The 26,124-nt window shown below is 71.1% G+C and carries 28 protein-coding genes; 10 read left to right on the forward strand and 18 right to left on the reverse strand.

The window, feature by feature from the left end; all coding sequences use genetic code 11:
- Nucleotides 1-192: 192 nt before the first annotated feature.
- The 4 genes from ACWCXX_RS14930 to ACWCXX_RS14945 all read right to left on the reverse strand — a co-directional run bounded on the left by ACWCXX_RS14930 (nt 193) and on the right by ACWCXX_RS14945 (nt 3,496).
- The gene (locus ACWCXX_RS14930; RefSeq protein ID WP_451127114.1) at nt 193-765 is read right to left on the reverse strand and encodes a Clp protease N-terminal domain-containing protein; all 573 of its coding nucleotides are present in this window, start codon (nt 763-765) and stop codon (nt 193-195) included.
- Nucleotides 765-974 carry a helix-turn-helix domain-containing protein gene (locus ACWCXX_RS14935; RefSeq protein ID WP_056794174.1) on the reverse strand — a complete coding sequence of 70 codons (210 nt, stop codon included), beginning with the start codon at nt 972-974 and terminating at the stop codon, nt 765-767. Before ACWCXX_RS14935 ends, ACWCXX_RS14930 begins: the two co-directional genes overlap by 1 nt.
- A 75-nt stretch (nt 975-1,049) precedes the next feature.
- Nucleotides 1,050-2,474, reverse strand: a complete 1,425-nt coding sequence (locus ACWCXX_RS14940; RefSeq protein ID WP_451127116.1) for a cellulase family glycosylhydrolase — start codon at nt 2,472-2,474, stop codon at nt 1,050-1,052.
- Nucleotides 2,475-2,530: 56 nt separating this feature from the next.
- Nucleotides 2,531-3,496 carry a zinc-binding dehydrogenase gene (locus ACWCXX_RS14945; RefSeq protein WP_451127118.1) on the reverse strand — a complete coding sequence of 322 codons (966 nt, stop codon included), beginning with the start codon at nt 3,494-3,496 and terminating at the stop codon, nt 2,531-2,533.
- Nucleotides 3,497-3,718: 222 nt separating this feature from the next.
- On the opposite strand from ACWCXX_RS14945, the gene ACWCXX_RS14950 reads away from it, so the two are divergent.
- On the forward strand, nt 3,719-4,234 hold the full coding sequence (locus tag ACWCXX_RS14950) for a hypothetical protein (RefSeq protein WP_451127120.1): 516 nt from the start codon (nt 3,719-3,721) through the stop codon (nt 4,232-4,234).
- A gap of 231 nt (nt 4,235-4,465) precedes the next feature.
- On the opposite strand, the gene ACWCXX_RS14955 is transcribed toward ACWCXX_RS14950, so the two are convergent.
- Complete coding sequence (locus tag ACWCXX_RS14955) at nt 4,466-5,677, reverse strand: NAD(P)-dependent malic enzyme (protein WP_451127122.1); 1,212 nt, start codon at nt 5,675-5,677, stop codon at nt 4,466-4,468.
- A 521-nt stretch (nt 5,678-6,198) separates the two neighbouring features.
- On the opposite strand from ACWCXX_RS14955, the gene ACWCXX_RS14960 reads away from it, so the two are divergent.
- From ACWCXX_RS14960 to ACWCXX_RS14970, 3 genes are read left to right on the forward strand one after another with little or no spacing between them, the layout of a single operon-like run.
- Nucleotides 6,199-7,161 carry an ABC transporter substrate-binding protein gene (locus tag ACWCXX_RS14960; RefSeq protein ID WP_451127124.1) on the forward strand — a complete coding sequence of 321 codons (963 nt, stop codon included), beginning with the start codon at nt 6,199-6,201 and terminating at the stop codon, nt 7,159-7,161.
- Nucleotides 7,162-7,188: 27 nt separating this feature from the next.
- Nucleotides 7,189-8,175, forward strand: a complete 987-nt coding sequence (locus tag ACWCXX_RS14965) for an amino acid ABC transporter permease (protein ID WP_451127126.1) — start codon at nt 7,189-7,191, stop codon at nt 8,173-8,175.
- Nucleotides 8,172-8,933 (forward strand): amino acid ABC transporter ATP-binding protein, encoded by a 762-nt coding sequence (locus ACWCXX_RS14970; protein ID WP_356930843.1) that lies wholly within the window; start codon nt 8,172-8,174, stop codon nt 8,931-8,933. The genes ACWCXX_RS14965 and ACWCXX_RS14970 overlap by 4 nt, the downstream gene beginning before the upstream one ends.
- A gap of 77 nt (nt 8,934-9,010) precedes the next feature.
- On the opposite strand, the gene ACWCXX_RS14975 is transcribed toward ACWCXX_RS14970, so the two are convergent.
- The 3 genes from ACWCXX_RS14975 to ACWCXX_RS14985 form a co-directional block, all read right to left on the reverse strand.
- The gene (locus ACWCXX_RS14975) at nt 9,011-9,784 is read right to left on the reverse strand and encodes a hypothetical protein (RefSeq protein WP_451127129.1); all 774 of its coding nucleotides are present in this window, start codon (nt 9,782-9,784) and stop codon (nt 9,011-9,013) included.
- A complete protein-coding gene (locus ACWCXX_RS14980) occupies nt 9,781-10,269 on the reverse strand; it encodes a SigE family RNA polymerase sigma factor (protein ID WP_451127131.1) in 489 nt (162 codons plus the stop codon). Before ACWCXX_RS14980 ends, ACWCXX_RS14975 begins: the two co-directional genes overlap by 4 nt.
- A 148-nt stretch (nt 10,270-10,417) precedes the next feature.
- Nucleotides 10,418-11,179, reverse strand: coding sequence for a class I SAM-dependent methyltransferase (locus tag ACWCXX_RS14985; RefSeq protein WP_451127133.1), 762 nt, complete (start codon nt 11,177-11,179; stop codon nt 10,418-10,420).
- 89 nt (nt 11,180-11,268) lie between these two features.
- Here ACWCXX_RS14985 and ACWCXX_RS14990 point away from each other — a divergent pair, with 89 nt between their 5' ends.
- Nucleotides 11,269-11,898 (forward strand): CGNR zinc finger domain-containing protein, encoded by a 630-nt coding sequence (locus tag ACWCXX_RS14990; RefSeq protein ID WP_392260602.1) that lies wholly within the window; start codon nt 11,269-11,271, stop codon nt 11,896-11,898.
- Here ACWCXX_RS14990 and sodX read toward each other — a convergent pair.
- On the reverse strand, nt 11,802-12,254 hold the full coding sequence (gene sodX, locus ACWCXX_RS14995) for a nickel-type superoxide dismutase maturation protease (RefSeq protein ID WP_451127135.1): 453 nt from the start codon (nt 12,252-12,254) through the stop codon (nt 11,802-11,804). The genes ACWCXX_RS14990 and sodX overlap by 97 nt on opposite strands.
- Nucleotides 12,255-12,433: 179 nt before the next feature.
- On the opposite strand from sodX, the gene sodN reads away from it, so the two are divergent.
- Nucleotides 12,434-12,829 carry a superoxide dismutase, Ni gene (sodN, locus tag ACWCXX_RS15000; RefSeq protein ID WP_072483792.1) on the forward strand — a complete coding sequence of 132 codons (396 nt, stop codon included), beginning with the start codon at nt 12,434-12,436 and terminating at the stop codon, nt 12,827-12,829.
- A 289-nt stretch (nt 12,830-13,118) separates the two neighbouring features.
- On the opposite strand, the gene ACWCXX_RS15005 is transcribed toward sodN, so the two are convergent.
- A complete protein-coding gene (locus ACWCXX_RS15005; RefSeq protein ID WP_451127137.1) occupies nt 13,119-14,390 on the reverse strand; it encodes an MFS transporter in 1,272 nt (423 codons plus the stop codon).
- 198 nt (nt 14,391-14,588) lie between these two features.
- On the opposite strand from ACWCXX_RS15005, the gene ACWCXX_RS15010 reads away from it, so the two are divergent.
- Nucleotides 14,589-15,482, forward strand: a complete 894-nt coding sequence (locus ACWCXX_RS15010) for a hypothetical protein (protein WP_451127139.1) — start codon at nt 14,589-14,591, stop codon at nt 15,480-15,482.
- A 163-nt stretch (nt 15,483-15,645) separates the two neighbouring features.
- On the opposite strand, the gene ACWCXX_RS15015 is transcribed toward ACWCXX_RS15010, so the two are convergent.
- On the reverse strand, nt 15,646-16,131 hold the full coding sequence (locus ACWCXX_RS15015) for a hemerythrin domain-containing protein (protein ID WP_451127141.1): 486 nt from the start codon (nt 16,129-16,131) through the stop codon (nt 15,646-15,648).
- A 252-nt stretch (nt 16,132-16,383) separates the two neighbouring features.
- The gene (locus tag ACWCXX_RS15020) at nt 16,384-16,968 is read right to left on the reverse strand and encodes a helix-turn-helix domain-containing protein (RefSeq protein WP_451127143.1); all 585 of its coding nucleotides are present in this window, start codon (nt 16,966-16,968) and stop codon (nt 16,384-16,386) included.
- A 118-nt stretch (nt 16,969-17,086) separates the two neighbouring features.
- On the opposite strand from ACWCXX_RS15020, the gene ACWCXX_RS15025 reads away from it, so the two are divergent.
- Nucleotides 17,087-17,923 carry an EamA family transporter gene (locus tag ACWCXX_RS15025; protein WP_451127145.1) on the forward strand — a complete coding sequence of 279 codons (837 nt, stop codon included), beginning with the start codon at nt 17,087-17,089 and terminating at the stop codon, nt 17,921-17,923.
- 162 nt (nt 17,924-18,085) lie between these two features.
- On the opposite strand, the gene ACWCXX_RS15030 is transcribed toward ACWCXX_RS15025, so the two are convergent.
- Nucleotides 18,086-18,205: a LuxR C-terminal-related transcriptional regulator gene (locus ACWCXX_RS15030; RefSeq protein ID WP_451127147.1), complete on the reverse strand. Its 120-nt coding sequence runs from the start codon at nt 18,203-18,205 to the stop codon at nt 18,086-18,088.
- Nucleotides 18,206-18,719: 514 nt separating this feature from the next.
- Here ACWCXX_RS15030 and ACWCXX_RS15035 point away from each other — a divergent pair.
- Nucleotides 18,720-19,199, forward strand: coding sequence for a VOC family protein (locus ACWCXX_RS15035; protein ID WP_451127149.1), 480 nt, complete (start codon nt 18,720-18,722; stop codon nt 19,197-19,199).
- Between the two features lie 251 nt (nt 19,200-19,450).
- On the opposite strand, the gene ACWCXX_RS15040 is transcribed toward ACWCXX_RS15035, so the two are convergent.
- A complete protein-coding gene (locus ACWCXX_RS15040) occupies nt 19,451-21,001 on the reverse strand; it encodes an MFS transporter (RefSeq protein ID WP_451127151.1) in 1,551 nt (516 codons plus the stop codon).
- Between the two features lie 104 nt (nt 21,002-21,105).
- On the opposite strand from ACWCXX_RS15040, the gene ACWCXX_RS15045 reads away from it, so the two are divergent.
- Nucleotides 21,106-21,717: a TetR/AcrR family transcriptional regulator gene (locus ACWCXX_RS15045; protein ID WP_451127153.1), complete on the forward strand. Its 612-nt coding sequence runs from the start codon at nt 21,106-21,108 to the stop codon at nt 21,715-21,717.
- A 124-nt stretch (nt 21,718-21,841) separates the two neighbouring features.
- On the opposite strand, the gene ACWCXX_RS15050 is transcribed toward ACWCXX_RS15045, so the two are convergent.
- The 4 genes from ACWCXX_RS15050 to ACWCXX_RS15065 form a co-directional block, all read right to left on the reverse strand.
- Nucleotides 21,842-22,858, reverse strand: a complete 1,017-nt coding sequence (locus tag ACWCXX_RS15050; protein ID WP_451127155.1) for an NAD(P)H-binding protein — start codon at nt 22,856-22,858, stop codon at nt 21,842-21,844.
- Nucleotides 22,855-23,214, reverse strand: coding sequence for a DUF952 domain-containing protein (locus ACWCXX_RS15055; RefSeq protein WP_451127157.1), 360 nt, complete (start codon nt 23,212-23,214; stop codon nt 22,855-22,857). The genes ACWCXX_RS15050 and ACWCXX_RS15055 overlap by 4 nt, the downstream gene beginning before the upstream one ends.
- A 212-nt stretch (nt 23,215-23,426) precedes the next feature.
- Nucleotides 23,427-24,848 carry a choice-of-anchor A family protein gene (locus ACWCXX_RS15060; protein WP_451127159.1) on the reverse strand — a complete coding sequence of 474 codons (1,422 nt, stop codon included), beginning with the start codon at nt 24,846-24,848 and terminating at the stop codon, nt 23,427-23,429.
- A gap of 201 nt (nt 24,849-25,049) precedes the next feature.
- Nucleotides 25,050-26,081 carry an NAD-dependent epimerase/dehydratase family protein gene (locus ACWCXX_RS15065; RefSeq protein ID WP_451127393.1) on the reverse strand — a complete coding sequence of 344 codons (1,032 nt, stop codon included), beginning with the start codon at nt 26,079-26,081 and terminating at the stop codon, nt 25,050-25,052.
- Between the last annotated feature and the right edge of the window lie 43 nt (nt 26,082-26,124).

Genomic DNA, 26,124 nt, shown 5'->3' on the forward strand with positions numbered 1-26,124 from the left:
GGCGGCGGGGCGGGGGGGGGTCCGCGGGCGCCGGGGCGCCGGGGGGGGGGGGCCCCGGCGGGGGGGCGGGGCCCCCGCGGGGGCGGGGCGCCCCGCACCGGCGTACGCCCCTCCCCTCGGCCCGCGGTTCGCCTCTCCCGGCCCGCGGTTGAACTTCCCCGGGCCGCGGCCGAGTTCCCCCGCCCCCGTGGTTCAGCCCGCCTGTCTCCAGGGGCCCTCGTCCGCTTCCCCGGCGCCGTACAGCGCGCGGTTCACCGTCTCGTACGTCGCGCCGTGCGCGGCGAGCACGTCGGCGGTCACGCCGGGGCAGGCGGTCAGGGCCAGCAGGAGGTGCTCGTCGCCGATCGAGCGGTCCTTGCGTCCCGTCGCGATCCGCAGCGACCTCGCCAGGACGCCCTTCGCGCCGCGGGTGAACGGGCGGCGCCCGGTGCCGCGTCTCCTGCCCCGGTCCAGCGCCCCCTCCCCGTGGACCTCCTCGACGCGGGCCACGATCTCGGTCACGTCGATGCCGAGACCGGCGAGCGCTTCCGTGTCGGCCCGGGTCAGCCCGCCGCGACGGCGCGCCTCGGCCAGATCGGCCTCGACGGACGCGCGGCGGTCGGCCAGGCCGAGCGCGGCGAGGGCGAAGCCGGCCCGGCCCTCCTGCCGGTCCAGCAGGGCGAGCAGCAGGTGTTCCTCGGTGATCGATTCGGCGCGGGTCCGTTCGGCATGGGTCACGGCGCCGGTCACGGTCTCCCGGGCGCCCCGGGTGAAGCGTTCGAACATCAATGCCTCCCGTACTTCTTGTGCACGGCCTGTCGACTGACGCCCAGTTCGGCCGCGATCTCCTGCCACGACCAGCCCTGCGCGCGGGCGCTCCTGACCTGTACGGCTTCCAGTTGTTCCAGCAGTCGGCGCAGCGCGGCGACCGCCCGCAGCCCCACCCGGGGGTCGCGGTCGCCTGCGCGCGCGGCGAGATCCGTCGCTTCGGTCATGCTGTCAATTTAGGTTGACGCCTCCCGCTTGTCAACCAAAGTTGACAAGCGGGAGGCGTGCCGGACGGGGTGTGCTCAGCGCTCCGCCCGGCCGTGGGTCGTCCCGGTGGCCGTGATCGTGACCGTGACGCGCTCCCCCGCGCGGGCCCGGACCCGCACCTCGTCGCCGTGCCTGCGGACCTCGGCGCGACCGCGCACGGAGACCCGCCACTGCCCCGCCGTCGGCGGCAGGGAGATCTCGGTGACGCCCCGGCGGCCCGCCGTGTAGTCGAGCCGGTAGACGCGGGCGGTGTCGTCGTACGTGTCGGAGTGGACGGTTCCGGCGACGGCGGGCGCGTACGGGGTGGCGGTCCGCTCCTTGTTGGCCGCGAAGGCGCCGTCCTTGTCCAGGGCGCAGTAGCCCCCGCCGTAGCACCACACGTAGCCCGCCCAGCCCGAGGTGTAGCGGCTCAGGGAGGTCATCGCGTCCCGGTAGAAGCGGCCCATCATCGGCAGTGTGTTGTTCAGCGGGCCCCACTCCCCGACGACGACCGGGACGTGCCGCTGTTCCGGGTACGCGGTGACGGCCGCCTCGTACGACTCGATCCAGCCGGCCGAGGGGTCGTAGTCGGCGCCCGCCTCCATCGCGGCGTTGTAGAAGTGCGGGGCGTAGACGGTCCGGTGGTCCCTGATCGCGCCCAGGCCGGTGGGCACGCCCTCGCCGACGATGGGGGTGGGTTCGACGAACAGCCAGTTGGTGCGGTCGACCGAACGGACCGCGCGGGCGAGCCTGTTGTACATCGGGGTGAGCTGCCGGGCCTCGATGCGGCGGGCGGCCGTCGCCAGGTCCTCGCCCTCGGCGAGCTCCCCCATCGGCTCGTTGATCAGGTCGTAGCCGAGCACGGCGGGGTGGTTCCGGAAGCGCGCGGCGACGACCTGCCACATCCGGGCCTGGGCGCGCTGGAGGTCGGGGTCCTCGTAGAGGTGGGTGAAGGCGCGCTGGACGGCGGGCTCGAAGTACTCCGAGAACCAGTCGTCGGGGTGCGGCGTGAAGGGCAGCCCGTCGGTGCGGGTCGCCCAGGCGGGGATGCCGCGGTGGCCGAACGCCGGACCGAACACATCCTGGTGGGCGTCGAGCAGCACCTGGATGTCGTACTTCCGCGCCCAGTCGAGTATCCGGTCGATCCGGCGCAGGTACTCGCCGCTGTAGTGGCCCCGGCGCGGCTCCAGGTCGTCCCAGAAGATGAGCAGCCGGGCGAAGTTGAAGCCCTTGGCCCGCAGGTCGCGGAAGTGCTTCTCGGTGATGGCGGTGAGCGCCTTGTCACCGCTGTTCGCCTTGTCCTCGACGTTCCAGCCGCGCAGGGTGAGCGTGCGCCCGGCGTCGTCGGTGAGGCGGGGGATGCCGGTCCGTTCCGGTGCCGGTTTCGATGCCGGTGGTGCGGGACGTGCGTCGGCGGCGGGGGCGAGCGCCCCCGCCGCGAGCACGAACGATGTGACGATCGAGGTGAGTACGCTGCCCATTCGTATCCGCGTCCGCATTCGCATGGCGCAGATCAGAGCAGCTCACCCCGGACACCTCAAGGGCAGGTGAGCACAATCTTTCCGAACTGGTCGCCCGATTCCAGCCGTTCGAAGCCCTCGCGGGCCCGGTCCAGCGGCAGCACCTCGTCGATGACGGGCCGCACCCCGGTCGTCGCGCAGAACGCCAGCAGGTCCTCCAGCTCGTCCTTGGAGCCCATGGTCGAGCCGACGACCTTCAGCTCCAGGAAGAAGATCCGGGTCAGCTCGGCGTGCGAGGGCCGGTCGCCGCTGGTCGCGCCGGAGATGACGATCGTGCCGCCGGGGCGCAGCGACTTCACCGAGTGGGACCAGGTGGCGGCCCCGACCGTCTCGATGACCGCGTCCACGCGCTGTGGCAGCCGCGCGCCCGGTTCGAACGCCTCGGTCGCGCCGAGTTCGACGGCGCGCCTGCGCCTGGCCTCGTCGCGGCTGGTGGCGTAGATCCGCAGCCCGGCCGCCCGGCCGAGCACGATCGCCGCCGTGGCGACACCGCCGCCGGCCCCCTGGACGAGGACCGAGTCGCCGGGGCGCACCCCCGCGTTGGTGAAGAGCATCCGGTACGCGGTGAGCCAGGCGGTCGGCAGACAGGCGGCCTGCTCGAAGGTGAGCTCCTTCGGCTTGGGCAGTACGTTCCAGCTGGGTACGGCGACCTGCTCCGCGAAGGTGCCCTGGTAGCGCTCGGTGAGGATGGAGCGGGGCTCCCCCGGCCCGACGCCGTGGCCGCTCTGGCCGATGACGGAGTGCAGGACGACCTCGTTGCCGTTCTCGTCGATCCCGGCCGCGTCGCAGCCGAGGATCATCGGCAGCTTGTCCTCCGCGAGGCCGACGCCGCGCAGGGACCAGAGGTCGTGGTGGTTGAGGGAGGCGGCCCTCACGTTGACGGTGGTCCAGCCGGGTCGCGCCTCGGGGGCGGGGCGTTCCCCCAGCTCAAGGCCGTTGAGGGGCTGGTCGCGGTCGATGCGGGATGCGTAGGCGGCGAACATGGCCCCGACGATAGGCCGGGGCACGGACCTGCGTAACCGGCCACGGGTGTGACGCGCACCGCGTCCCCTCCCGCTCGCACCGCTCCCCTTTCGCCCTCGCACCGCTCCCCTTCCCCACTCGCACCGCGTACCCTTCCCGCTCGCGCCTCCCCCTTGTCCCCCGCCTGGTCCTCCCGCAGACTGGCGGCATTTGTGGAAGAGGCCCCGGGGGGAGAGGCATTCATGTCCAGGGAGGCTGAGCGCGCGCTGGGCGCCTTCATCCGTAACCATCCGACGGACAACACGCGTCGTGGGCGCATCGCGATCGGCGCGCTGCTGGTCGGCCTGGCCTTCCTGGCCGTCGCCGTGCCGGTGACCATCGCCGTCTTCTCCTCGAACGGTGACGGCGCGCAATTCGCCGGCCTGCTGTGGGGCGGCGCGCTCTTAGGGGTCTACGGCGGCATCTCCAACGGCCTGCGGACCTTGCAGCGGCACGGCGAGGTCTTCGTGCTGCGCGAGGAGGGACTGGTCTACCGACGCACCGGGGAGACCCGGGTACTGCCCTGGACGGCGATCCGCAGCCTGACCGAGCGCGGACAGAACCACGCCCTGGGCCGGCTCATGGGCTGGGACGTCCACCTGATCATCCGGCTCCGGGAAGGCGGACGGCTGGTACTGACCGGCTACACCGAGGACGCGCCCCGGCTCTCCGCACAGATCAGGGCCGCCGTGGCAATCACGGCGGCCCACACGCAGTAGGGCGGACAGCGCTCGCCCCTCGACCTTCGGCATACCCCTGGCCACGGGCACGGGCACCGAAAAGGGCGAGGTGCGGAACGGGTCCGCCGCGGGCGGGCTCGTCCGCCCGCGGCCACACTCCTCGACCGGGCACCCACACCCGCGTCCGCACCCCGCCCAGGGGTCTCCGTCCGGGTCCCACCGGGCTCGCACACCCAGCGGCCGGTGGTGGTCCGGACGGAGGACCGGGGTTCAGCGCCGGGCCACGCCCTCCGCGCGTGCCGCCGCGGCCACCGCGGCCGTCACCGCCGGGGCCACCCGCTCGTCGAACGGCGAGGGGATCACGTAGTCCGCCGCCAGCTCGTCGCCCACGACGTCGGCCAGCGCGTTCGCCGCGGCGATCTTCATGCCCTCGGTGATCCGGGAGGCCCGGACCTGGAGGGCGCCCGCGAAGATGCCGGGGAAGGCCAGCACGTTGTTGATCTGGTTGGGGTAGTCGGACCGCCCGGTCGCCACGACGGACGCGTACTTGTGCGCGACGTCGGGGTGGACCTCGGGGTTCGGGTTGGCCATGGCGAAGACGAACGCGCCGGGGGCCATCGAGGCGACGGCCGTCTCGGGGACCGTACCGCCGGAGACGCCGATGAAGACGTCCGCACCGGCCAGCGCGCTCTCCAGCGTGCCGGAGATCCCGGCCCGGTTGGTGATCCCGGCCAGCTCCCGCTTGACCTCCGTCAGGTCCTCGCGGTCCCGGCTGACGATGCCCTTGCGGTCGGCCACGGCCACGTCGCCGAGCCCCGCCTCCAGCAGGAACTTGGCGATGGCCACCCCGGCCGCGCCCGCGCCGGAGATCACCGCGCGCAGGTCGCCGAGGCTGCGGCCGGACAGCTTCGCGGCGTTGCGCAGGGCCGCGAGCGTCACGACCGCGGTGCCGTGCTGGTCGTCGTGGAAGACCGGGATGTCGAGCCGCTCCTGGAGCTTGCGCTCGATCTCGAAGCAGCGCGGCGCCGAGATGTCCTCCAGGTTGACCCCGCCGAAGGACGGCGCGAGCCGGACGACCGTCTCCACGATCTCGTCCGCGTCGGTGGTCGCGAGCGCGATCGGGACCGCGTCCACGCCGCCGAACTGCTTGAAGAGGATCGCCTTGCCCTCCATCACCGGGAGGGATGCCTCGGGCCCGATGTCACCGAGGCCGAGGACCGCGGTGCCGTCCGTCACGACGGCGACGACCTGCGACTTCCAGGTGTAGTCGTGGACCAGCTCGGGACTCTCGGCGATGGCGCTGCACACCTTGGCGACGCCGGGGGTGTACGCGAGGGACAGGTCGTCCTTGTCGCGGATCGGGACGGTGGCCTGCACGGCCATCTTCCCGCCGCGGTGGAGCGCGAAGGCCGGATCGAACGGCTCATCGGTGGTGCTGTCGGTGGTGCTGTCGCTGCGAGGATTGACGATCTCCGCTGCCATGGTGTTGACCCCTTAAGTCTTCATCGTTTGAGGGTGGCCACTCCTGGTTGAGGAGGGGTGGGCGGGCACCGCGTACGTGCCCTGCACCGGCGGTTGGCCCGCCCCGGCAGGGGGAAATACATACGCGCGGGCGCGCCGCACACGCGCCCTGAGCCCCGGATGAGGGGTGTAAAGGTCTTTCTTACCGGACGGACCTCATTACGGACGAGTTCATATCGGTGCGGTGACGTGGCTCATAGTCGAATATCAGGACAACTAGAACAAGCGACGAAAAAGCGTCCACCTGTCGAGCCGCGCCACAGATCCTCCGGCGTGGACAGGAAAACCCCAGAGATAGTCCGGCGCACACGCCCCGGACCTCGATGTTCAGGGTTCACCCGTTATCCGATTTTGACATGACAGGCCCCCTGAACGGGCTAGTCCGAATGGCAAGATGCCCTATCACGCAGGGCGGCGACATCCGACGTCTTGTGTCTGCACTGCCTGGCAACACCACGCACAACTGCCGGAGGAACCTGATCATGGCCGCATGCACCACTCGTCGTACGCCTGCGAGACACCGAATTGCAGCGGTCGGCGCCATCGCGGTCGCCGGCACCATGCTGCTGACCGCCTGTGGCGATCAGACCAACAGCGGGTCGACGAAGACCGGCGGAGAGACCACTTCCAGGAACAGCGCCCCGCTCTTCGACAAGCTGCCCGAGAAGTACCGGAAGTCCGGCGTCATCAAGGTCGGCACGAATGCCGAGTACGCCCCGATGGAGTCGGTGGAGAACGGAAAGATCGTCGGCGTCGACCCCGACATCGCCGAGGCCCTCGGCAAGCAGCTGGGGGTGCGGTTCACGTTCACCTCGGGCTCCTTCGACGGTCTGATCACCGCGCTGAACACCGGCCGCCACGACATCGCCATGTCGTCCATCACGGACAACAAGCAGCGCCAGGAGGGCCTGGACGACAAGGGCAAGAAGCTCGGCAAGGGCGTCGACTTCGTCGACTACTTCCTGGCCGGTACCGCCGTCTACACCAAGAAGGGCAACCCCGACGGCATCAACTCCATCGAGGACCTGTGCGGCCGGACCACGGCGGTCCAGCGGGGCACCACGTACGAGGCGACCCTGCAGAAGCAGTCCAAGGCGTGCGAGGCGAGCGGCAAGAAGGCCATCGACATCGAGTCCTTCGAGAACGACACCGAGGCCCAGACCCGGGTGAAGTCCGGCGGCGCGGTCGCCGGGGTCAACGACTACCCGGTCGCGCTCGACCTGACCCGCAAGTCCGGCGGCGGCAAGGACTTCGAGGTCGTCGGCGAGCAGGTGGACGCCGGCCCGTTCGGCATCGCCGTGAGCAAGGACAACACCGCACTGCGTGACGTGCTCAAGGAAGCCGTGGACGCGATCATCGCGGACGGCTCCTACAAGAAGGTGCTCGACAAGTGGGGCGCGGGCACGGGAGCGATCGACAAGGCCGCCGTCAACGGCGGCAAGTGACCGGCTTCCCAGCGAAGGGCAGTCACCATGACTGACAAGTTCGACAAGGTGTCCGGCGGTTCGTCGCCCGTCGCCTCACCCGTTTCCAAGTTTTCCTCCGTTTCCCCGGTCTCCCCGGGTGCACCGGCGGCCATTCGGGCCATTCCCGTACGGCACTACGGCCGCTGGGTCAGCGGCCTCGTTGTCGTCGCGGTCCTCGCCGCCATCGTGTACGCCTTCTCCCAGGGCAACATCCAGTGGCAGGCCGTCCAGGACAAGGTCTTCGACAAGACCGTCCTGGCCGGGGCGAGCCGCACCCTGCTGATCAGTGTGCTGGCGATGGTCCTCGGCGTGGCGCTGGGCGTGCTCCTCGCGGTGATGCGGCTCTCGAAGAACCCCGTGACGAGCTGGGTCGCCTGGCTCTACATCTGGTTCTTCCGCGGCACACCGGTCTACGTGCAGCTGCTGCTCTGGTTCAACCTGGCCCTGGTCTTCCCGATCATCAACATCCCGTTCATCTACAAGGACGAGATGACCGATGCGATGACGCCGTTCATGTGCGCCCTGCTGGGCCTCGGTCTCAACGAGGCCGCGTACATGGCGGAGATCTGCCGGGCCGGCATCCAGTCGGTGGACGAGGGCCAGACCGAGGCGTCGCACGCGCTGGGCATGACCCAGGCGAAGACCATGCGCCGGGTGGTGCTCCCGCAGGCGCTGCGGGTGATCATCCCGCCGACCGGCAACGAGTTCATCAACATGCTGAAGACCTCGTCGCTGGTGTACGCGGTCACGTACAACGAGCTGCTGCGCTCCACCTCGCAGATCGGCTCGACCAGCTACGCGGTGATGGAGATGCTCTTCGTCGCCTCGATCTGGTACATCGTGATGACCAGTGTGTTCAGTGTGGGCCAGTACTACCTGGAACGTCGTTACGCCCGGGGCAGCCTGCGGACTCTGCCGCCCACCCCGTGGCAGCGGGTCAGGGCCAACCTCGCGTCGTTCAGCAACCGTCGCACGGGAGGTGCCTCCGCATGAACGCCATGGTGAAGGCCGAGGGCGTCCACAAGTCCTTCGGCGCCGCGCACATCCTCAAGGGCATCGACCTGGAGGTCGCCCCGCGGGAGGTCTTCTGTCTGATCGGCCCGTCCGGTTCCGGCAAGTCGACCTTCCTGCGGTGCATCAACCACCTGGAGAAGATCAACGCCGGCCGGCTGTACGTGGACGGCGACCTGGTGGGCTACCGCCAGAAGGGCGACAAGCTGTACGAGCTCAAGGACAGCGAGGTCGCCCTGAAGCGCCGGGACATCGGCATGGTCTTCCAGCGCTTCAACCTCTTCCCGCACATGACGGCGCTGGAGAACGTCATGGAGGCCCCGGTCCAGGTCAAGGGCGAGTCCAAGGCCGTCGCCAGGGCCCGCGCCGAACGGCTGCTGGACCGGGTCGGCCTGGCCGGCAAGGCGAAGAACTTCCCCTCCCAGCTGTCCGGCGGCCAGCAGCAGCGGGTGGCGATCGCCCGTGCCCTGGCCATGGAGCCGAAGCTGATGCTCTTCGACGAGCCGACGTCGGCGCTCGACCCGGAGCTGGTGGGCGACGTCCTGGACGTCATGCGCGGTCTCGCGGAGGACGGCATGACGATGGTCGTCGTCACCCACGAGATGGGCTTCGCCCGTGAGGTCGGCGACGCGCTGGTCTTCATGGACGACGGCGTGGTGGTCGAGGCGGGCCACCCGCGCGACGTGCTGACCAACCCGCAGCACGACCGGACGAAGTCCTTCCTGTCGAAGGTGCTGTAGCGGTACGGGCAGGACGAGAGGGCGGTACGGACTCCGGTCCGTACCGCCCTCTCCCGTTGTCCGCCCCGTACTGCTTCCTATTTCTTGATCCGCAGCTCCGGGCTGAGCATCAGGGTCCGCAGCTGGGCGCGGGTGAGCGGCGTGCTCTTCAGCAGCGGCCCCTGCGACCGGTCGCTGACGAAGCCGGTGCTGTCCCGGACGGCCAGCAGGGAGCCGTCCGGGAGCGTGAGCCGGGCGGTGAGCTCGGGCCCCCAGTCCGGCGTGCCGCCGTCGACGTTGTCGTTCGCATCGCTCCAGATGGTCAGGATGCGGCCGTCCGGCAGCTCCTCGCGCACGCATTCGGTCGGGCGCGGCTCCCCGTTGGTCGGCTTGCAGATGTCCGCGGCCGGCTCGAAGCCGCCGAGCTTCCGCTTCACGCCCTTCGCGTCCATGGTGTTGATGGTGAGGTAGCCGACGCCTCCGTCCCTGCGAACGGCGTACTGCCCGTCCAGCGGCCCCACCGGGTGTTCCTCGGCCTGTTCGGCGGTGGCGTGCTTGATGACGACGGCCAGCGAGACCTGTTCGACGCTCCCCACGTCCTTGGGCAGCAGCTTGACCAGCCGGTCGGCCCTGCCCCTGTTCCCGGCGAGCTCGGCCGGGGCAGCCACCGACGACTCCTGCGGCTTCGCCCCCGAGGCGAGGCCCGGCAGAGCGGCCGCTCCGACGGCGACCACGGCGAGTGCCACGGCCGACACGGTGACCCGGCGGCGCAGGCGCGCCCTGGCTGCCCCGGCATAGACCGCCCGGGTGGAAATGACCGGCTGCCCCGCGTTCTCGGCGGCCCGCGCCAGCAGGTCGTGCACGTCGTTCATACGAATTCCTCCGCCATCTCGGCGCGCAGCGCCGCCAACCCCCGAGCCGCGTGGCTCTTGACCGTGTTCTCCCGCATCCCGAGCAGCTCGGCCGTGGCCTCGACGCTCAGGTCCTCCCAGTAGCGCAGCACCAGTACGGCTCGCTGCTTGGCCGTGAGCCGGGCGAGGGCCGCCCGCACCGCAAGGCCGGTGTCCGTGTCGGGCGCACGGCCCGCCCGGTCGGGCAGTTCGCCGTACGCCTGTTCGCGCCGCCAGAACCGGCGACGGGCCGCGATGAAGGTGTTGACCAGGGTCTTGCGTGCGTACGCCTCGATGTTGTCGAGCCGCCCGTGCCGCCGTCCGCCGAGCACCACTTTGACCAGCGTCGCCTGGACCAGGTCCTCGGCCTCGTGCCGGTCGCCGCACAGCAGGTACGCACTGCGGAACAGGGCGGTGCGTCTGCCCTCGACGAAGGCGTGCAGCGCGGCATCGTCATCGATCCGCATCGTCGGCACCCCTCTCCGGGTCCGCGGGTGCGGACCGTCTCACCCTTCCAGTGCGGCGGGACGCACAGCGGGTTGCGGCAGAGGCAGAAAAACAAGAAGAGGCGGCACGGCCCCCCTGTCCGTACCGCCTCTTCTGCGCGAGCTGCCGCTACTTCACCGCGAGCACCAGGGTGTCCGAGGGCGACGCCCAGACGGCTCGCGCCTCGGCGAACCCCGCCTCGCGCAGGGTGTCGGCATGCCATCGCACGGACGGCATGTCGCCGTCCGCGTGCTCGCCGTAGATCTCGTACCGCTCGGCGGTCGGCGCTGCGAGGACCGGGTCCTTGGCGGCGAGGGCCCACCAGTCCGCCCAGTCGAGCGCGCCGGCGGCCCTGGCGCGGTCCATGGCGGCGTGCCGGTGGGCGCGTTCGGCCGCGTTGATGCGCGGCGTCCCCGTGTCGATCATGTGGTCGGCGTTCATGAACACCCCGCCGTCCCTGACGAGCCCGCCGATCCGCCGGTAGAGCGCGGCGAGCGGCTCGGTGTGCAGCCAGTGCAGGGCGGTGGCGGTGAGGACCGCGTCGTACGAGTCGTACGGCAACCGCCCTGCCCAGTCGGGGTCCTTGAGGTCGGCGGTGACGAAGGTGACGCGCTCGTCGCCGTCGAAGTGGCCGCGCGCGATGGTGAGCAGCGCCGGGTCGAGGTCGACACCGGTACTGGTGGCTTCGGGGAACCGCTTCAGCAGCCGGTCCGTAATACTTCCCGTACCGCACGCGAGGTCGAGCACCCTCGGCCGCGGCCCCACGAGGGCCTCGACCATGTCCAGCATCACCCGGAACCGTTCCTCGCGGTCGGGCATGTACCACTCCTGCTGCCGGTCCCAGCTCTCCTGCCAGGCCCGCCAGTCCGTACTGGTCGTTTTCTCCACCACCAGGAACCTCCATGTAATACCCTGGATCCGTAAAAGCCCATTACACCGTTGGCTGTATCGACCTTAGACCGCCGCCGTAAGGACTACAAGTGGAACTGGCCTATTACTCGGACTATGCCGTGCGCCTGGTCAACACCGAGGAGCCGGCCCGCAACAAGGACTGCCTCACCTCCGTCGAGGCGGTCCGGGAACTGTTCGGCCCCAACCGCCAGGCGGCCCGGCGGGCGACCGACACGGACGTGACCCGCTTCAGGTCCGTACGGGCACGGTTGCGCGCGGTCTTCGAGGCGGCCGACGGCGGCGACGAGACCCTCGCCGTCGACCTGCTCAACTCACTGCTGCTGGAATTCCCGGTCAGCCCGCAGATCTCCGGCCACGAGACCCGGGACGAGGACGGCAAGCCGGACTGGCACATGCACCTGGCGGACCACCCGTCGAACGCCACGGCCGGATACGCCGCCATCGCGGCGATGGGCCTCGCCTTCCACCTCACCTCGTACGGGGTCGACCGGCTCGGCCTGTGCGAGGCGCCGCCGTGCCGCAACGCCTACCTCGACACCTCCACCAACCGTTCCCGCCGCTACTGCTCGGACCGTTGCGCCACCCGCGCCAACGTGGCCGCCTACCGGGCCCGGAAGCGCCTGGAGACGGAACGGGCCGCCGAGACCGGCCGCAGCGCGGAGACGGCCCAGGCCACCACGCCCAGCACCGACCGCTGATCCTTCTTCAGCGGCCGGTAGCGCACCCGGGCGGTGGCCAGTACGAGCTCCTCCGGCACCGTGCCGTAGTCCGTGCTGTCCCCGCCCGCGAAGGTGTTGTCGGCCAGCACCCACCAGCCGCCCCGACGGCGCTCTGCGGCCCGCTTGACGACGAGCAGGTCCTGCTGGAACGGATGCCGCAGGATCACCACGTCCCCGGGCCGCACCCTCGCCCCGTACTGCACCAGCAGCCAGTCCCCGTGATGGAGCGTCGGCACCATCGACGGCCCGGTCACCTCCACCACCTGGAACGCCGCCCGCCCGGCCCGCCTCCGCTCCGACCCGGGCACCTCCGACATCTCCGGCACCTCCCGCATCCCTCCGGCACCTCCCCGGCCCATCAGTAAACGTCCTGATACAGCGTTCCGTACATTCGGCCACCGGTCCCATCCTCGCCCCGGACTTTTGGCCTAAGCCCACGGGGGCACCCACGAAAACCCGTCTCCCACCGAGTAATGTCCCACCTGAGAAGACGATCACGAGGAAGGACAGCTCAATGCTTTCCCGCCTGTTTGCCCCCAAGGTGAAGGTCAGCGCCCACTGCGACCTGCCCTGCGGCGTGTACGACCCGGCCCAGGCCCGCATCGAGGCGGAGTCCGTCAAGGCCGTCCAGGAGAAGTACCAGGCCAACGAGGACCCGCACTTCCGGGCCCGCGCGGTGGTCATCAAGGAGCAGCGCGCCGAGCTCGCCAAGCACCACATCTCGGTGCTGTGGAGCGACTACTTCAAGCCCCCGCACTTCGAGAAGTACCCGGAGCTGCACCAGCTGGTCAACGACGCCCTGAAGGCCCTGTCGGCCGCGAAGGCGTCCACGGACCCGGCGACGGGCCAGAAGGCGCTGGACTACATCGCCCAGATCGACAAGATCTTCTGGGAGACGAAGAAGGCCTGATCTTCTCGTCCCTGCTCCGAAGGGGTACGACCGCCCGGCGGTCGTACCCCTTCGGCCGTTCCGGGAGAGGAAGGGGAGATCAGCTGCGGCGGACGAGAAGGCCGGGAGCGAAGTCCGGAGCGAGCAGGTCCAGGGCTCTGTCGCGAACGCTCGTGCCGGGCGAGCGCCTTCGCGGCGTGCTCGGTGGGCTCGGCGCGTGCTGCGGGGCTTCTGTCGCGTGAAGAAGTAGGCCGTCGCCGGGGCGATGCCGCCTACCGGGTTGGTGCCGCAGCGTGCGTGGCGTCCGGAGTCAGGGGGTTCGGCCCACTCGTCGCTTTGCGTCATGCCTGCGTACGGAAGGGAGCGCCAGTACCACCGAGACCGCGATCAGCTGCCACAGCACACCGAACCCCAGGAGCCGATCCGCGCCCACGACGCCCGACACCGGGCCGGCCAGGGCCAGTCCGAGCGGGCCCAGGGCGAAGGCGCCCAGGCTGTCGAAGGCGCCGATGCGTCCGCGGGCCTCGGCGGGGATCTCGCGCTGGATGACGGTCGCCATGAGGGCGCTGCACACCGCCGCACCGCCTCCCGCGAGAAGTGCGGCGGCTGCCACCTGGGCCAGCGGCGCCCGTGCGGCCAGTGCGGCCACCGGAATGGCCCAGCCGACGGATGCGACCACGGACCAGGCGACTGCCCGGCCGGGGTTCCTGCCGAGCAGCGCCAGGCCGCCGACGATCGAGCCGACGCCGTACAGGGCCAGTACCAGCCCCCAGGCCCTCGCGCCGCCATACCTCTGCTGGGCGAGCATCGGCCCCAGTACCAGGAACGGGGCCCAGAGGAAGAAGTTGAAGAGGCTGATGTGGAGGGTCGTGACCCACAGCCATGTGCGGGAGGTGAACTCCTTCCAGCCGTGTCCCAGGTCGGTGAGCAACCCTCGGCGGGGCGCGGCCGACTGCGACAGGGGCAGCCCGACCAGGGCCAGGACGCTCACGCCGTAGCTGACCGCGTCGACGGCGACCACCGTGCCCGCGTCGGAGACCGCGATGAGCAGACCGGCCAGACCCGGACCCACGACCGAGGCCACGGCTTGGGTGATCTGCAGCAGTGCGTTGGCGTCCGCGAGGTCGTCCGCGGGGACGAGGCCGGGCACCAGAGCCGTCAGCCCCGGGCTGAATCCTCCCTCGCCGATTCCGAGTACCACCGCCAGCACGACCACTTCCCAGATCCTCGCGCTGTGGGTGAACAGCAGCACGGCCAGCACGCCTTGGGAGACGAACCGAAGCAGATCCGCTGTCAGCATGACCGCGCGGGCCCCCAGCCGATCGGCCAGCACCCCACCGAGCAGCAGCACGGCCAGCACCGCCAGAATCCGGGCCGCCATCACCACGCCGACGGCGTCGACCCCGCCACCGGGCAACTGCAGCACGGCGAACGTCGTGGCGATCGTGTTCATCCCGGAGCCGAGCAGCGACGTGCTCTGGCCGACGAGGAAACGGCGGAACCGTGAGTGCCGCAGAACGCGCAGCCGGTGGGCGCCCGGCCGGGAGCCGGACGGGGCGGGAGAGCGAGTACGAAGCGTCATGGGGCCGCACTCTTCCCCTGCCGAGCCATTCCCCGCAAGCGTTTCCGGAAAGAAAATTGAGCCTTTCTCAATCAATTTTACTTCTGCGCGAATTGGCGCAGTAAATAACCTTCATTTACTGCAACATGCCTGGTGGTAGGCTCGATTGAGATAGATGGGGGAAGTCTTCGCGAAGACCATTTACTGCGGGAGGGCGGCATGGGAGAGCATCAGACCGACGGCATCGGCACACTTCGTCCGGCGCCGGTGGAATACAGTGCCGCCGTCGACCGCTACCTCGCTGCGGCCGGTCTCGGCAGCGCCTCCCGTCGCGTCTACCGCATCTCGTTGTTCGGGTGGGCCTGGCCATTGGTCGACCGGCGGCCCCCGACCGGTCGTGAACGCAGGGGCGCCCACCCGCCCGTCGTCCCTCTTGCCCTGCTCGACGATCCGAAGGCACCGGAACGACTGCGACGGGGACTGGCCGACCGCGCCACCACCGCACAACCACGCACGCTGGGCCGCGAACTGGCCTGTCTTCGAGCGGCCACGGCATGGTGGCTGGCAGAAGGCTGGATCGCCGCGGACCCGGCCACCGGACTGGTGGTGCCGACGCCGGGCCCGGGCCCGGCGCCCGCCCTCTCCGGTGCTCCCGCGGCCGCGAGGGCGACTGCCACGGTCCCGGATCGGGCCCGCGCCGCCCTTGCCCTGCGGGCTCCGCTCAGGGAGTTGGCCCTGTGGCATCTCCTCCACGAGTCGCGAGCCCCCGTCGAGCAGGTGCTCGCCCTCGACATCGACCACCTCGACCTGCCCGGCCGACGCACCAAGGAGAGCGCGACAGCACCCCTGAGCTGGGGACCGGGCACGGCACGCCTGCTGCCCATGCTGCTGGCCGGGCGCACCGCGGGGCCGGTGTTCGTCACCGAGCGCCGGGCTCCCGCAGGCACAGCGGCGACCGACCGCTGCCCGGTGACCGGCCGGGGACGGCTTTCCTACCGCCGAGCCGCGGAACTCTTCACCGCCGCGACCGGACCGCTCGACCCGGCCGGCCGCGGCTGGACCCTGCTCGTCCTGCGCGACCGAACGCCCCGGAACAGGCGGGCCTCCGGATGACGCGCCGGAAGCCGGCCGAAGGGCGGCACTCCGTCATCCCGCCGGAACCGCGGCACGCACCGGCGCGAGTCCCGACGGGAGCGCCGGACCACGCCGTGCCAGACCATGTCGCGTCAGATCACGCCGCGTCGAATCACGTCGTGTCGGACCCCACCGTGTCGAATCACGCCGTGTCGAACCGGAACACCCTGCCGGACCAGCCCGTGTCGGGCACTCCGGCGTCGAGCGCCTGGCCGATCGTCCGTTCTTCGTAGCTGAAGTGGGATTCCATGATCGCCGCAAGCCCGTCGAGCTCGCCCCCGATCTCCTCCAGGGCGGGGCCACGCGATCCGGTCGCCCTGTCGGCGAGTTCCCTCACCCGGTTCAGGATCGAGGTGATCATTCCGTGGTCCTCGACGAGCTTCGCGACCGTCGCGGTGAGATCCGGGCGTTCCCGCAGCAGTTGGGAGAACAACCCGTCGTCCTCGCCCTGATGGTGTGACGTCAATGCGTCGCAGAAGGCCAGGCAGTGGGTGCGGAGTGTGTCGTCGCTCAACCGGCGGTGGCCGAGGCCCGCTCTGATCTCGTCGATCTGGCGGCGCAGTTCTTGATGTGCTTGTGCGAGTTGCAGACTCAGTGCGGCTGCACGGCCGCTGTCGTGGGAAGCCATGAATGGCGGTCCCTTCGGTTCCGCACCTCCATGCCTGACGCAGACCGTCACCGGCACGCGATGCTGCCGCCATTCGATCACGAGAAGCGGCGGAACGCCAGGCACACCGCTTGCGGAGCGCGACGTGCGAGGCGTTTGCGACAGTTGCTCAACTCGGTTCCGTGGAGGGCGCTTTCGGAGATCGAGCGCCCTCCTCCGCGGGCGGACGCTCCGTCCCGCACGCCCGTGACCTGCTCCGGGTACGCCCGTGGCTCAGGTCGCGGAGGCGGGGCCGGGCGGCAGGTGGACCGTCATGATCAGGTGGCAGGTCTCGGTGCCCGCGCCGCGGTAGGTGTGGGGGGTGTCGCCGTCGAACGTGGCGGTCTGTCCGGCTTCCACGGTGTGCTCGGCACCATCGACGACCAGGGTCATCCGGCCCGAGGTGACGCTGAGGGTCTCCACGACTCCGGCCTGGTGGGGGTGGCTGGGATATTCCTCGTCCGGTCGCAGTCGCCAGCGCCAGACCTCGACGGGCGCCGGGCCCGAGGTCGTCAGCATGAGCCGGGCCTCACCGCCACGCCCCCCGGTCCACAGCGGGGCCACGGCGTCGGCGGTCACGACCCGGACGCGGCCTTCGGAGGGGCCCTGCATCAGGGCGGAGACGGAGATGCCGAGAGTGTCGGCCAGTCGGACCAGGGTGGCCAGGTTGGGGTTGCCCTGGGCTTTTTCCAGCCCCACCAGGGCTCCCTTGCTGACCTGGGCGCGCCGGCCGAGTTCCTCCAGGGACAGGCCCGCCCGGATGCGGGCCGCCCGGACGTTGCGCGCGACCGTCCGCAGGGCTGCGGCTGTCTCGGTCACCGGATCACCATCTCTCACTGCTGAACTATTTCAATGAACCGTCCAGTCGTTTCATTGACACACCTTGGTCGGTCCGTTGTACGGTGCGGTCATTCCATTGAATGGTAAGGGATGTGCTGTGATCGCTCTGCTGCTGGCTCTGGGCAGCTCGCTCGCTTATGGGTGCGCCGACTTCCTCGGCGGCCTCGGCGCCCGCAAGGCCCATGTGCTGCGTACCGTGATGATCGCGGCCCCGGCCAGCCTCGTGGTCGAACTGCTGCTGTGGCCGGTGCTCGGCGCCTCCTTCAGCGGGGGCGCCCTCGGCTGGGGCGCCGCGTCGGGGGTCGCCTCGGCCGCCGCGTTCGCGCTGCTCTACCGCACCCTGGCGATCGGGCCGATGAACGTGCTGTCGCCCGTGACCGCGCTGGTGTCCGCGGCCCTGCCCGTCGGCGTGGGTCTGTTGCAGGGCGAGCACCTGGCCGCCGCCGGACTGATCGGTCTGCCGCTTGCGCTGGTCGCGGTGGTGCTGGTCAGCGCCGGGCACGGCACCGGCTCGGCCCGCCCCTCCCGTACGGCGCTGCTGCTGGCCCTCGGGGCCGGTGCCGCCATCGCCCTCCAGCTGGTCTTCCTGCACCAGGCACCCGCCGACAGCGGGGTGGCCCCGCTGCTCATCGGCCGGGCGGTCTCCTCCGCCGTCACCCTGACCGCGGCGGGGCTGCTGCACCGCAGGCTGGGCTCCGAGCGGCCCGCGTACGCGATGTCGGCGGCCGCGGGTGCGCTGGACTCCGTGGCGAACCTGCTGTTCCTGCTCGCCGCCCGCAGCGGGGACCTCGCCGTCGTCGCCGTGATCACCGCCCTCTACCCGGTCGGGACGGTCCTGCTCGCCCGCGGTGTGCTCGCCGAACGCATCCACCGCGGCCAGCTCGTCGGCCTGGGCACCGCCGCCGTCGCCGTCGGTCTCCTCGCTCTGACCTGAGCAGGTCCGGTTCCTTGCCCGAGCGGGGCCGGTTCCTCGCCCTGTCACCACCACCGGCCTGCGCGGACACCCCTGTGAGCAAGGACGGGACGGGGTCACGCTTTGCGTCTCCGGGCGTCCACCGGGCCGGTCTCGTAGGCGACGATGACGAGTTGGGCACGGTCACTGGGCCCCGAGTGCGGCGAGCAGACGGCCGATGTGCGTCTTGACCGTGGCCGGGCTCAGGTGGGGGTGTTCCGCGAGTTCCGTGTTGGACAGGCCGCGCGCGATCGGACCGAGCACCTCCAGCTCGCGGTCCGTGACCCCGTCCAGCGAGCGGGCCGGCGGGCGGCCCGGCTCCGGGCGGCGATCAGGAACCCCGGCCGGAACGGCCCGCGCAATGCGGCCGGCCGTCTTTGAAGTCCATCCGGACGAAGCCGACGTAGACGGCGGTCAGAACCAACGCCACAGCATGATCGAGGAGTTGGAGGAGACCGCGCTCGTCCTTGAGGATCGGGCTACGGGCCCCGATTCGGGCGGGCGGGCCGGCGTGGGTACGTCGATGCGGGTACATCGGTGCGGGTGTGTCGGCCATTCGGTGCGGGGTGCATCCGTGTCGCCGAAGCGGTTTGGGGTCGTCCGCAGGGACCATATGAAGTCGGCCGATGCCCACTCTCCTCCACCGGGTCACTCCCGGTACAGCGATGATTTTTTGGGGCGGCATCAGTCGATATGAGGGGACATGCGCAGGCAACGGGGCTGTGCACATTACGGGGTTGCGCACTTGACGGGGTTGCGCACACGACAGGAGACAGCAATGACCACCGAGGGCTTCACCACGTGTCTGTGGTTCGACGGGCAGGCCGAAGAGGCGGCGGAGTACTACCTCTCGATCTTCAAGAACTCACGCATCGGCAGGATCGGCCGCTACACCGAGGCGGGGCCGGGGCCCGCCGGATCGGTGATGACGGTCGAGTTCGAGCTCAACGGCCAGAAGTTCGTCGGGGTGAACGGCGGACCGGAGTTCACGTTCAACGAGGCCGTCTCGTTCCAGATCAACTGCGCGGACCAGGACGAGGTGGACTACTACTGGAGCAGCCTCACCGACGGGGGCGAGGAGGGGCCCTGCGGCTGGCTGAAGGACCGGTACGGCGTCTCCTGGCAGGTCGTGCCCGAGGTACTGATGGAGATGACCCTCGACCCGGACGCGGAGAAGGGCGCCAGAACCACGAGGGCGATGATGACCATGAAGAAGCCGGACATCGCCGCCCTGCGCAAGGCCCACGACGGGGGCTGAGACGCAGAGGCTGAAGCGCGAGGACTGACGCGCGGGGCCGAGGCACGGGGGCCGAGGCGCACCAGCGCGGCGGCATCGAACAACGGACGGATCAGGCCGGTCCGTTGCCCGGCGTCGCCGCGCCACCGACGGGCCGGACGGAGCGACAGGCCAGACGGGTCGGCGGCCCGGACGGAGCAGCAGACAGGACGGAGCGGCGGGCCGGACGGGGCGGTGACGCCCGGTCCGGCCCGCCGCGGCGATCCCCGGGCTCACTCCCGCGTACCGCCCCGGGCCCCGCTCCCCGCACCGCTCCCCACGCCGCGCCGCGGGCCGAGGAAGGCGCCCGCGAGCAGCGCGCCCGCGAGGACCAGCACCGAGTTGACCAGGATCGCGACCGACACCCCCGAGAGGACGCCTCCGGGGCCGGTGTCGCCGAGGGCGGACATCCGGGCGGTGGCCACGGCGCTCATGATCGGGATGCCCATGGTGATGCCGACCTGCTGGGTCATGGTGGCCAGCCCGGTGGCCAGCCCCTGCTCCTCGTCGGGGAGCCCTGAGGTCGCGGTGACCATGAAGCCGACGATCATCAGCATGTTGCCGATGCCGCCGACGAAGGTGGCCGCCAGCAGGAGCAGGATCCACTCCCCCGCCGTTCCGAGCGCCACCAGGGAGAGCGTGGCAACGGCCTGGACGACCCCGCCGACGACGATGGTCGTACGGTTCCCGAAGCGCCCGACCGCACGGCCGCCGAACGCACCGCCGATCACGGTACCGACGCCCAGGACTCCGAAGGCGAGGCCGGTGGCGAGCGGGGAGTGGCCGAGCACCTCCTGCAGGTAGAGGGTCAGCAGGAAGACCAGCGAGGTCTCGGTGACGAAGGCGATCAGACCCGCGGTGTTGCCCCAGATGACGCTGCGCCGCTTCAGGATGCGTACGGGAACCAGCGGCGCCGCCGCCCTCTTCTCGACGGTCCAGAAGCCGACCAGGAGCACGAGGCCCGCGAGGAGCGCGGCCAGGGTGGTGGGCGTGGTCCAGCCGGACTCGCCTGCCTGCGTCAGCCCGTAGACGAGCAGGAGCAGGCCGCCGGTGACGGTCACGGCTCCGGGGACGTCGAGCCGGGGCCGCCCGACGGGGCGCGATTCGGTGATGACGGACGGGGCGAGGGCGACCACCAGGGCGGCCACGGGCACGTTGACGAAGAACGCCCAGCGCCAGGAGAGCAGATCGGTGAGCAGGCCGCCGAGGATGGCTCCGGCGGTGAACCCGGCGGACATCAGCGCGCCGTTGAGGCCGAGAGCGCGTTCCCGCAGGGGGCCTTCCTTGAAGGAGGTGGTCAGCAGCGCGAGCCCGGCCGGGGTGACGGCTGCCGTGGCGAGCCCCTGCAACACCCTTGCCACGAGCAGCATTTCGGGCGAGGTGGCGAGACCGCCCAGGACGGAGGAGAGGCCGAGAACGGTCATGCCGCCGAGGAACAGCCGTTTGCGGCCGACGAGATCGGCCACGCGCCCGAACAGCAGGGTGAAACCGGCGGCGGCGAGCGCGAACGCGGTGGCGATCCACTGCAGGTGCGAGAGGGAGAACCCCAGCCCTTCGCCGACGACCGGCAGCGCGACGTTCAGGATCGAGAAGTCCACGGCGATCATGAACTGGGCGCCGAGGAGAAGAGTGAGGACGAGTTTCTGCCGCCCGGTCATGCGGATCTTCGACGAGGGGGCGGCAGCAGCGGCATGAGTACCGGCGTCGGCGCCGACGCCGATTTCGGTGTCGATGCCGATGTCGGTGTCGGTGGTGCCCGACGGGGCCTGGCAGGGTGCGGACATGAGGGGACTTCCTCGGGCAGGAGTTTTTTTAACGGGGCTACAGTTCCGTTAAGGTGAAGCCACCGTAACAGAGGAAGAGTCGCTAATGGAACTGGAGACCCGTTATGACTTCTGAGGGTGTGGAGCCCGGCAGCGTCCGGCCCGGTGGCCGTACCGCCCGGGTCCGGGAATCGGTCCTGCGGGCCGCGGGCGACGCCCTGGCCGAGCACGGCTTCGACCGCCTGGATCTGGCCGATGTCGCACGCCGGGCGGAGGTCGGCAAGACGACCGTCTACCGGCGCTGGTCCACCCCCACCGGCCTGGTCGCGGACCTGCTCGACGACATGGCCGAGCAGTCCTCGCCCCGTACGGCCACGGGTTCGCTGATCGACGACCTCAGGGCCAACGCCCGGCTGGTGGCCACGACCCTCTCCGACCCCCGGCAGGGCGCTCTCTTCAAGTCCGTGATCGCCGCGGCCACGTGCGACCCGCGCACGGCCGAGGCGCTGCACCGGTTCTACGCGGTCCGCGTCGAGGAGTGGTCGGGCTGCGTCACCGAGGCCGTCGAGCGCGGGGAGCTGCCCGCGGGCACGAACGCGGGCGAGGTGATCCGCGCCGTATCGGCCCCCCTCTACTACCGACTGCTGGCCGGCGGGGGATCGCTCGACGAGGCGACGGCGGACCGCGCCGCCGAGGCGGCTGCCGCGGCGGCACGGGCGGGCGTGTACGTGGACTGAGGACGCCACCCGCCCGCACGGGGCGCGGGGGCCGGCCCTCGTACGACGACGCGGCGATGCGAGGATGCGACGGCACGAGGGCCCGGCAGTGCGGCGGTACGCCGCTGTACGGGCGGGCCGACGGTCAGCGCGGCTTCAGCAAGTGCCGGTAGCTGTCCGGGTGTTCCCTCAGATAGGTGGCCAGGTCCATGGCCCGACGCCCCGTCAGGTTCGGTACCGCGTCCGAGACCGTGGCCATCTCACCGGTGGCGATGGCCTCGTACGACGTCACCCAGCCGGTCACTTCCCAGTCCTCGGCCCCGTACTGCGCCCGGGAGGCGTAGGCCTCCTCACGGGTCTCCGGTACGTAGGTGACGGTCCGGCCGGAGGCCCTGCTCAGTTCCTCGGCCGCCTCGGCGAGGGTGAACGCCTCGGGGCCCGTGAGGTCGTACGTCACCCCGTCGTGGCGGGTGGCGGCGTGCTCGGCGTCGGCCAGCAGCACGGCGGTCGCGGCGTCCGCGATGTCCTCGTGCGCCACCGCCGCCACCCGGCCGTCGCCGCCCGGACCGCGCAGCACCCCGTCGGCGCCGGTCATCGCGGGGAGCCCGGCGAGGTACAGGCTGTCGCGCAGGAAGGTGTGGCGGACGTCGGCGGTCCGGATGTGCGCCTCGGTGTGCCAGTGGTCCCGGGCGAAGGTGAACGTGGCCTCCGGCGCGGCGCCGAGGAAGGAGACGTACACGATGCGCTCGACGCCCACGGCGACCGCCGCGTCCACGGCCGTCGTGTGCTCGCGCACCCGGTCCGGGCTCTCGTGCGCCGAGACGAGGAACAGCGTGTGCGCCCCGGCGAGGGCGCGGCGCATGGCCTCCCCGTCACCGTACGGCGCGGGCGGGGCGGCGACCGCGCCGGGCAGTTCGGGCAGTCGTGCCGGATCGCGGCCGAGGAGCCGCACGGGCACTCCGGCGCGCGCCAGGCGCCGTGCGACCCGGCCGCCCACGGCACCGCTCGCGCCGGTGACGGCGATGATGGGGGTGGGGGCGGGGGCAGGGGCGCCGGAACCCGCCGGCCCCGTGAGATCTCCGGGGCTCGTGGGACCCCCGGAGCTCGTGCGATCTTCGGAGCCCGTGGGGTCTCCGGACTCCGTGGGAGGTGGGGTGTTCATGCGAAGTCGCCTTCCTTGCCCGCCCAGGGACGCACTTCCACAACCGCGTCCACCGGGACGGGCCCGTAGATGTGCGGGAACTTCTCCTCGCCGGGCCGGATGGACTCGTACCGCACGGGCGACGGGAGCCGGGCGGGGTCGATGACCAGGACCACGAGTTCCTGGTCACCTGTCCCGGCCCCGCTCCCGGCGCCGTACAGCCTCTCGGCCGCGCCGGCGAGCTGGTGCGGCAGCGAGCAGTGGATGAAGCCCTCTTCGTGCAGGGTGCGCCCGCGGGTGGACATCTCGTACGTTCCGATCCTGCGGGCCTCCTCCCACAGGGGGCCTTCGGTCAGGTGCAGCAGCAGTTCGGCCATGGGCCAAAGTTAAGGGGTGTCCCGTAATGCCTGGTGGATCAGCGCGCGGCGTCAGATGCGGTGCATCGCAAGGCGGAGGGGCGCCCGCATACTGGATTGTATTCGGGCGCTCCGACAACGCGGCGAGGATGGGGTCTCCCCTGCTCGAGCGCAGCCGAGAGCTCGGGGAAGTAGCTGTCGTCGTGCGCCCGCCAGGTATTGCGGGACACCCCTTAGCCGCGTCGGCGCGCCCTTCCGGCCATCAGCGCGGCCGCCGAGCCGGCCGCGACCAGCGCCGCGGCGATGCCGCCGATGATCCATTCACCGCCGCGGGAGCCCGTGTGGGGAAGCTCTCCCCCGGGGTGGGGCTTGTGCGGCCAGGTGTGGGTCGGGGTGGGATTCGGCTCCGGCGTCGTCTCCGAAGGCCACGGCCCGGGGGTGTGGGTGGGAGTGTCCGTCGGCGCCGGCGTGTTCGTGGGCATCGGCGTGTCGGTGGGGGTCGGCGTGTCCGTGGGGGTCGGCGTCGGGGTATCCGTGGGGGTTGGAGCATCGGTCGGCGTCGGTGTGTCCGTGGGGGTTGGCGTGTCCGTCGGTGTGGGCGTGGGCGTGGGTGTGGGCGTGGGTGTGGGCGTGGGTTCCTCGTCGCAGCTCGGCAGGTCCCCCTCGAAGGGGTAGGCGTGCAGCTCCTGGCCGCCCGAATGCCCCGACGTGTGGATCAGCGAACCGGCGGTGCAGAAGCGGCCGTTGGTGCCGCTCATGTCCAAGGTGGCCGTGCTCGACTGCCGCCCGATCAGCACACTGCCCTGGAACTGGGTCGAGCCGTGCAGCCCGACCCCGGTGGCGTCGGGGAAGTTCCACAACAGGCGTTCGCGCAGCCCGGCCTGGGGCAGCGAACCCATGTACGTGTTGATGTTGCGGCTGTTCCCGTAGACGTTGACGAGCACCGTCGCGCCCTCCGGGACCGCGGCGAACGTGATGCCCTGCTGACCGCCCCCGGCCGCCGCCACATCGGCGTCCACGGCGAACACCTGGAGGGCGGAGGCACCGTCGCCGGTGAAGACCGTCTCGAAACCGGCGTTCACCGTGGTGCCCGTGGTGGGGCGGCGGTGGTCCCGGTTGTCGTCGTACGCGTAGCAGCGGCTCGCCGCGGTCAACCGGTCGCGCAGCGCCGTGTACGGGGCCGTGGCGGCGGGGTCCCCGAGCGGCGCCGGGATCACCGTTCCGCCGGCGGTCCGGGCGTACTTGACCACCCCGTGGCGCGCCCCCTCCTCGGCGAGCAGTCGCTGCCCGTCCGCGACGGTCAGCGGCCCGCCCACCGTCAGGTGGTCGGAGCCGTCGGGGGGCGGCACCCGGGAGCCCACTCCGACCACGCCGACGTTGTAGATCTGCGAGGCCCCTTCGCGCTTGTTCATGTCGAACCGGCCGAGGGTGACGATCTTTCCCTCGGCCTCCGCGGCGGCCTGCCGGACCAGGAAGTCGCCGCCGACGAAGATGTTGATGTTGCTGTCGTGGTGGGTGACGGGCCCGTTGTTCGGGTCGAGCCAGGTGGTCGGGCAGTCGTTCCCCGCACAGGGGCCGAGCCCGCCGGGCAGCGGGTCGGCCAGAGCGGTGGCCGCCGACGTGCCCACCAGTGCCGCAGCCGCCGCAGTGGCCACTACCGCCCGGATGCTTTTGCCACGCCTGCGAATATCTGTTGCCATACAGGGCAATATGCGGCTTTACATACCAAAGGATATGGAATTCCACGCCGGATCGAAGTCGATACACCCGGATATACGGGCTGTGCACCGGTGCGTCGAACCCGATCCGGCAGGCGTGTACGTCGGCGCGTCCGGCCGCTGCGGCGCGAGTCCGCGTCAGGCCGTCTTCGCCAGCAATTCGGCCTCCACCCGCGGGTCCAGGCCGACCGTCGGCCGGTCCGACCGCTGCGGAGCCTGTCCGCCCAGCCCCTCCAGCCACTTCCAGGTGTCGACGACCGTCTCCTCGACCGGTCGGCAACGCAGGCCGGACGCGTACGCCTTGCTCACGTCGCCCTGGTGCATCGTGTCGTACAGCTCGCCCGGCGGCAGCCAGACCGGCAGGTCGCTCCACGGCTCCACGCCCGCCGCGAGAATCGTCTCCGCGGGGGTCCAACGGAGCGTCGCACCGGAGCCGGTGGCGCGTACGCAGGCGTCCAGCAGTTGCCCCATGGTGGCGTGGCCCGGACGGCTGACCAGGTTGTACGGCCCGCTCAGCCCACTGCTGCCCGCGTCCAGCAGCCAGTTCGCGAGGTCACGGGCGTCGATGTACTGGAGCTTCAGGTCCGGGGTTCCCGGGGCGAGTACCGGTCCGCCCCGGGCGATCCGCGTCAACCACCAGGGCAGTCGACCGACGTTCTCCCCGGGCCCCAGGATCAGGCCCGCGCGGGCGAGCAGGGCCCGGTCCCCGAAGGCGTCGAGCGCGGCCAGTTCACCGCCCCGCTTGGCGAGGGCGTACGGAACGTCCCCGTCCTCGTCCAGCGAGGCCCCGGCCACCACCGGGCCGTCCTCCGGCAGCCCGGCCGGAGCCGGACAGTCGTACACGGAACGACTGGAGACGTACACGTACCGGCCGACCCGGTCGGCCAGCAGCCGGGCCGCGTCCCGTACGGCGGAGGGCGCCCCGGTCCAGGTGTCGACCACCAGGTCCCAGTCGTACGCGTCACCGGCCCCGCTGCCGGTGCCGCCCCCGGCACGGCCACCGGGCGCGGCCAGCGCCGCGAGGCCGTCCTCGGCGGTGCGGTCGCCGAGGAGTTCCGTCACCCCCGGCGGGGGCGCGTGCCGGCCCCGGTGGAACACGGTGACCTCCCAGCCGCGCGCAAGGGCCTCCTCCGTGACGGCGCGTCCGACGAATTCCGTACCACCCAGCATCAGAAGTCTCATGGGGCCGACTCTGCCTGCCGGGCATCCGGAC

It is taken from the genome of Streptomyces sp. NPDC001732 (assembly GCF_053596315.1).